5 protein-coding genes are annotated in these 6,000 nt (G+C 68.0%); 1 reads left to right on the forward strand and 4 read right to left on the reverse strand.

What is annotated here, in order from left to right; all coding sequences use genetic code 11:
- Positions 1-87: 87 nt before the first annotated feature.
- The 3 genes from ACESK5_RS11630 to ACESK5_RS11640 all read right to left on the reverse strand — a co-directional run bounded on the left by ACESK5_RS11630 (position 88) and on the right by ACESK5_RS11640 (position 1,999).
- On the reverse strand, positions 88-927 hold the full coding sequence (locus ACESK5_RS11630; RefSeq protein WP_372911732.1) for an MOSC domain-containing protein: 840 nt from the start codon (positions 925-927) through the stop codon (positions 88-90).
- Between the two features lie 4 nt (positions 928-931).
- Complete coding sequence (gene psmA, locus ACESK5_RS11635; RefSeq protein ID WP_372911733.1) at positions 932-1,678, reverse strand: archaeal proteasome endopeptidase complex subunit alpha; 747 nt, start codon at positions 1,676-1,678, stop codon at positions 932-934.
- 132 nt (positions 1,679-1,810) lie between these two features.
- Positions 1,811-1,999 (reverse strand): HVO_2922 family protein, encoded by a 189-nt coding sequence (locus ACESK5_RS11640; RefSeq protein ID WP_372911734.1) that lies wholly within the window; start codon positions 1,997-1,999, stop codon positions 1,811-1,813.
- 176 nt (positions 2,000-2,175) lie between these two features.
- On the opposite strand from ACESK5_RS11640, the gene sufB reads away from it, so the two are divergent.
- Positions 2,176-3,609 (forward strand): Fe-S cluster assembly protein SufB, encoded by a 1,434-nt coding sequence (gene sufB, locus ACESK5_RS11645; protein WP_372911735.1) that lies wholly within the window; start codon positions 2,176-2,178, stop codon positions 3,607-3,609.
- A gap of 232 nt (positions 3,610-3,841) precedes the next feature.
- Here sufB and ACESK5_RS11650 read toward each other — a convergent pair.
- Positions 3,842-6,000: bacterio-opsin activator domain-containing protein (locus ACESK5_RS11650; RefSeq protein WP_372911736.1), on the reverse strand; the 2,159-nt coding region annotated here is incomplete at its 5' end.

Below are 6,000 nucleotides of genomic sequence, written 5' to 3' on the forward strand. Positions count from 1 at the left end.
GCCGCTCGTTCCGTCCGCCGGGCCGTCGGTCTCGGTCGTCGGCCGTCAGCGGTCGTCCGCCGGGCCGTCGGTCTCGGTCGTCGGCCGTCAGCGGTCGTCCGCCGGCCGCGTCTTGCCGACGACGACCGGGTCGCCGACCGATACGGTCGGATTCTCGCCGACCGCGGGGACGCGGGTGTTGACCATCAGCCGGAACGAGTGGTCGAACCAGTCGCCGCCGCTCCAGGGAGGCATCGTCGCCTCGCGCCGTTCGACGAACCGCCGCCGGAACCCCTCTGTCTCCTCGCCGGTGTCGGGGTCACGACTCGGGACGACACAGCGCTGACACGGGTTCACGCCCTCCAGTTCGACGTCGCCGACGGAGAACGAGACGACGTGGTCACGGTCGGCGAAGAGGTGGTCCTCCCAGAACGGCGGGACGCCGCCGATTTCGAGGTTCGCGCGGAGCCGCCGGCGCATCCCCTCGACGTCGATGCCGTCGAACCACGACGCCACCTCCCTGACGGTGGCCGTCGAGACGACTGTGGGCCCCGAGGCGTCCGTGTCGTCGGGGAAGCCACTCGCTCGGTCGTGTCGGAGCGACACCGGATAGCCGAAGTACGTCGAGAGCCACTCGGTGAGCGCGTCGGCATCCGTCGGTCGGTCCTCGTCGTCGAGCGAGAGATCGAACGTCTCCGACGCGACGTCGGGAGAAGAGAGGTCGAGGTGACACGACGCGACGTCGAACTCACTCCGGAGTCGGTGCACCGCCCGCTCGCGCTTGCCGTTGACGTACCCACCCTCCTCGTCGACCAACGCGTACGTCCGGTCGAGTTCGAGCGCCCCACCCGTGGTGAACCTCGCCGCCTCCCGTTCGACGCCGTCGAGAGACTTTACGGGGTAGACGGTGACGCGGGCGAGGTACGGGTCGCCGTCGGTGCCGGTCACGTCGTTACTCGTCGGCGTCAGCGTCGCCGTCGGCGTCCGCCGGGCGGACCTCCTCGAGGACCTCGTCGAGTTCCTCGGTCGAGAGGTGTCGGTAGCCGTCGGCCGTGACGACGGCGACGCTCGCCTCCTCCCCGGTCAGCGAGTCGACGCCGGCGAGCAACGCCGCGAGCGCGAGCGTCACCGCGTCGTCCGTCGAGAGGTCGGGCGACCAGTTCTCTTCCAGATACTCCTGAATCTCACCTCTGGACCCGCCGATGGCGACGGCCTTCCACTCCTGCGGCGTGCCGGAGGGGTCCGTCGCGAACAGACCGGGGGCGCCGTCGTCCATCCCGCCGATGAGGAGCGACGCGCCGTACGGGCGGGTCCCACCGAACTGTGTGCTCTCCTGGATGTCGTCCGTGAGCGCCTTCGTGAGCGTCTCGAGCCCGATGGGCTCGCCGTACCGCAGACGGTTCACCTGACACTCCTGGCGGGCGTCGTCGACGAGTTGCCGGGCGTCGGCGACGTGGCCGGCGCTGGCTGCGCCGATGTGGTCGTCGAGTTTGTGGAGCTTCTCGACGCTCTCGGTCTCCATCAGCGAGGAACTCGTCCGGGTCTGTGCGGCCAGGACGACGCCGTCGGACGCGCGGACGCCGACAGCGGGTGCGCCGCGCTTGACGGCCTCCCGTGCATACTCGACCTGGTAGATGCGGCCGTCCGGAGAGAACAGCGACGTCCCACGGTCGTACGCCTGCTGGTCGTTCCGCTTCATTACCATCTCCTCGTCGCTACGGACGGATAAAGGCTCCCGAGTCGGCCGTGGTTCCCGTCTCCGACGAGGTTTAATGTGCTCGCCGTAGCGGTCCGGGCGGTCGGGTAGAGACCGGTGCGGCGTCCCACGCCCTCACTCGTCGACGACTACGACGTCCGCCCCAGGGGCGTTCTCCTTGACGCTCTCGAGTCCCTGTCGGGCCTTCTGTCGCGAGGCGTAGCCCTCCCCGGAGTCGGCGATGACGTTCCCGTTGTCGTGGACCAGTCGCCAGCGGTGCTCGCCCGCACGGTCGACGTACAGCTCGAACGTGGCGTCTGCCATGTTCGACGGTGACGCGGCGAGAACAAAAACGAACCGCTGGCTGTGTAGCTCGCGTGCGCCGCACTTGATTCCGGAAAAGTTATTATATACGAAATAATCTCACGGAACGTTCGATAGTAGATTCTCAGGTAACGATACCAGATAGGTTCATCTCCTCTCGGAACCGACACAGTGGTATGAGCACCCGAGAGGAGCAACACTTCAAGGAGACCGACGCACAGGCACGCTTCGAGTTCAAGAAGGAACAGCGGGCAGCGTTCGTCGCCGGGAAGGGGCTCACCGAGGAGACGGTGCGCGTCATCAGCGAGGACAAGGGTGAACCCGAGTGGATGCTCCAGCGCCGCCTCCGCGCGCTGAAGCAGTTCCAGAAGATGCCGATGCCGGCCGGATGGGCGAACCAACCGGACCTCTCGGAAGTCGACGTCGACGCCATCGTCCCGTACATCCGGCCCGACGTGGAGGTCCGCGGCGGGGTCCGCGACTGGAACGACCTGCCCGAGGACATCAAGGACACGTTCGACAAACTCGGTATCCCCGAGGCCGAGAAGAACGCCCTCTCCGGCGTCGGCGCCCAGTACGAGTCCGAAATCGTCTACCAGAACATGCGCGAGGAGTGGGAGTCGCAGGGCGTCGTCTTCATGGACATGGACCGGGCGGTCCAGGAACACCCTGACCTCGTCCGCGAGTACTTCATGACGAAGTGCGTCCCCCCGAGCGACAACAAGTTCGCCGCCCTGCACGGCGCCATCTGGTCCGGCGGGTCGTTCGTCTACGTCCCCGAGGGAGTGACGCTCGACATGCCGGTGCAGGCGTACTTCCGGATGAACTCCGCCGGGATGGGTCAGTTCGAGCACACGCTCATCGTCGCCGAGAAGGGCAGCGAGGTCCACTACATCGAGGGCTGTTCCGCGCCGAAGTACTCGGTGTTCAACCTCCACTCCGGCTGTGTCGAGGTGTTCGTGAAGGAAGACGCCCACGTCCAGTACTCGACCGTGCAGAACTGGTCGAAGAACACGTACAACCTCAACACCAAGCGCGCCATCGTCGACCGGGGCGGGCGGATGGAGTGGGTGTCGGGGTCGATGGGCTCGAAGGTGACGATGCTGTACCCCGCGACCATCCTCAACGGCCGGGGGGCGTCGGACAACCACATCACCATCGCCTTCGCCTCCCGTGGGCAGGACATCGACACCGGGGCGAAGGTGTACCACAACGCTCCCGAGACGAAGTCCACCATCGTCTCGAAGTCCATCGCTCGCGAGGGCGGCCGCACCAACTACCGGGGGCTGGTCCGCATCGCCGACGGCGCCCACGACTCTTCCTGTACGGTGGAGTGTGACGCGCTGATGTTCGACAACGACTCCCTCTCGGACACGATGCCGCACATCGAAATCATGGAGGACACCGTCGACGTCGCCCACGAGGCGACCGTCGGGAAAATCGGCGACGAGGACGTCTTCTACCTCCAATCGCGTGGACTGGGCGACGACGAGGCGAAACAGCTCATCGTCTCGGGCTTCATCGAGCCCATCACGCGGGAACTGCCCATCGAATACGCGGTCGAACTGAACAGGCTGGTTGAACTCGAGATGGAGGGGAGCCTCGGCTGAACGGCGTCCGCCCCACGGACACCGCCGACCGAGAACTGGAACTCTCGTCGCGACGTGAGAGGAGTTATCCCGCCACTCCGGTCACGTCGACGTATGGACGGGCGGACGAACCTCACCAGCGCGTTCGGCAAGTACGTGCTGTCCCTGTTCGCTTCGCTCCTCGTCGCGACGCTGGTCGTCTTCCCCCTCGAACTCGGTCTCTCGGCGTCTCTCCGTCACGCCTCGACGCTCGCTACGCCCCGAAGAAGGCGTCGACGAGCTTCCGCTCGGCGGCGCGGAGGTGCTGGTGATAGGTCGCCGACGCCACTCCGAGCGCGTCGGCGAGTTCCTGGGCGCTACTGCCGCGTCGCGGCCAGTCGTAGTAGCCGCCCGCGTGGGCCGCACGGAGCGCGGCGAGTTGCTTCTCGGTGAGGGTCTCCCCGCGTTCGTCGGAGACGGGCACGGGTCGACCGCCGATGTATCCCGCCCCGTCGCCGGGCCGTCGCTCCGTGAGTTTGCGGACGAGTCGCGTGTCCGGGTAGTCCGCGACCAGGCCGGCGACGAGGTTCCGGACGTTCGACTCCGTGGGAATCTCGACGACGAGCGTCCCCCGTCCGTTCGTCGACGACACCGTCCGGACGTGCGTCCCCTGACTCTCGAGCGCCAGCGCCGGCGACCCGCCGTCGACGTGTATCTCCAGACGCACCGGTCCCTCGGCCGAGACGACGCGACAGTCGTCGACTGCGGCCGGCCAACACACTGCCTCGGACAGGCGCTCGTCGTCCCACCCCCCCGCCGAGTCGGTCCCCTCGACGGTGACGTAACACGCGTGTCGACCGTCGGCCATCGGCACGAGCGCGGTCACCGTCACCCGCGCCCCCAGTTCCCGGCTCAGTTCGTTGAACACGTCGTCGGCGTCGTCGACGGCGAACTCCAGCGACACCACCTCGTCGGCGTGGAGGAGGCGGCGGGCCGTGACCGCCGTTATCGCCTTCCCGACGGTGGTTCCGAGGTCGTCGAGCAGCGCCCCCTCCTCACCCACCAGCACCGGCGTCTCCGCGCTGCGCTCGGCCCCGATGACCAACACCCCGTGGACGGTCCCGCCGTACGCGAGCGGGAAGCATCCGAACACGTCGGCGTCGAGAGACGAGTGGACCTCGGGTGGTGAGGGGCCGATGACGGACGTGACGCGCCGCCGTGCGGTGGTCAGTTCCCGTCCGAGCGCGTCGACGACGGCTTCGGCCGCCGCCGTAGAGAGTCCGGACGCGGCCGCCACCTCGAACCGGCCGCCCGCAGTCCCGCTCGCGACGACTGCGTGCCGGTAGACGTCGGCGTCGACGAGCCGTCGGCAGACGTTCGCGAGCACCTCGTCCGGCGTGTCCGCGCCGACGATGGCGCGGTTGACCTCGCGGGCGAGGCGGTTGATGCGGTTCAGGTGCGCGAGTTCGTCCCGCTGGACCTCCAGTTGACGTTCGCGTTCGACCCGCTCGGTGACGTCTCGCAGCACCGAGAGGTGCTCGCCGGGTCGGATGTTCGCACGGGCGGCGAAGTCGGTGACCCGCGTGTCGCCGTCCGGCCGGACGAGTTCGAACTCGCCGCGCATCGTCCCCGCGTCGAGGAACGCGTCCCACGCGGCGTCGAAGTCGAACCCGGGGGCGGCGAAGTCCCCTGCGGTCTTCCCGAGCAGTTCGTCGCGCGGGAGGCCGTACAGTTCGCAGGCGGCCGAGTTGACGTCGACGTACCGCCCCTCGTCGTCCGCCAAAACGAGCGCGTCGAGCGATCCCTCGAAGAGGGCGCGGAACCGTGCCTCGCTCGCTTCGAGTTCGGCCTGCCGCTTGACGCGCTCGGTGACGTCGCCGAAGTACACCGACAACCCCGTCTCGGAGGGGAACACCCGGGCCTCGTACCACCGGTCCTGTGGCTCAAAGTACGCCTCGTACGAGAGTGGTTCGCCGGTCTCGAGTGCCTCTGGCAGGAGTTCGAAGGCCCGGGTCGCCTCGGGGTCGGACGTGAACGACCACAGCTCCCGGCCCAGTAGCTCCTCGCGAGGGCGTCCGAACAACTCGGCGGCGTGGTCGTTGACGTAGGTGACGACGAACGACGTGTCGAGCGCGACGAACCCGTCGGTGACCCGTTCGAACACCTCGTCGAGTTCGCCCTTCAGCCGCTCGACGTCGGTCACGTTGCGACAGGCGTAGACGAGAGCCGCGCCCGTCTCCTCGGCGTCCGCGTCGGCACCGCCCGGTGCCTCGTCGTCGACGAGTCGCGTGACCGTCACGAGGTAGTGGTGTGCGACGCCGTCGGCGTCGGTGACGGTGATTGGCTGGTTCTCCAGTCGTCGCTCGTCGGGTCCGAGCGGGTCGACGAACGCCGGGGAGAGGAGCGAGCCGACCGTCTCCGACTCGGTGACGC

Origin of the sequence: Salinigranum sp. (genome assembly GCF_041641895.1) — an archaeon.
In the GTDB taxonomy this organism is placed as follows: Archaea; Halobacteriota; Halobacteria; order Halobacteriales; family Haloferacaceae; genus Salinigranum.

Excerpts from the sequence above, each read along its gene's own strand:
- psmA (WP_372911733.1), bottom strand. The coding sequence starts at position 1,678 with ATGAAGCGGAACGACCAGCAGGCGTACGACCGTGGGACGTCGCTGTTC.
- ACESK5_RS11640 (WP_372911734.1), bottom strand. The coding sequence starts at position 1,999 with ATGGCAGACGCCACGTTCGAGCTGTACGTCGACCGTGCGGGCGAGCAC.
- sufB (WP_372911735.1), top strand. The coding sequence starts at position 2,176 with ATGAGCACCCGAGAGGAGCAACACTTCAAGGAGACCGACGCACAGGCA.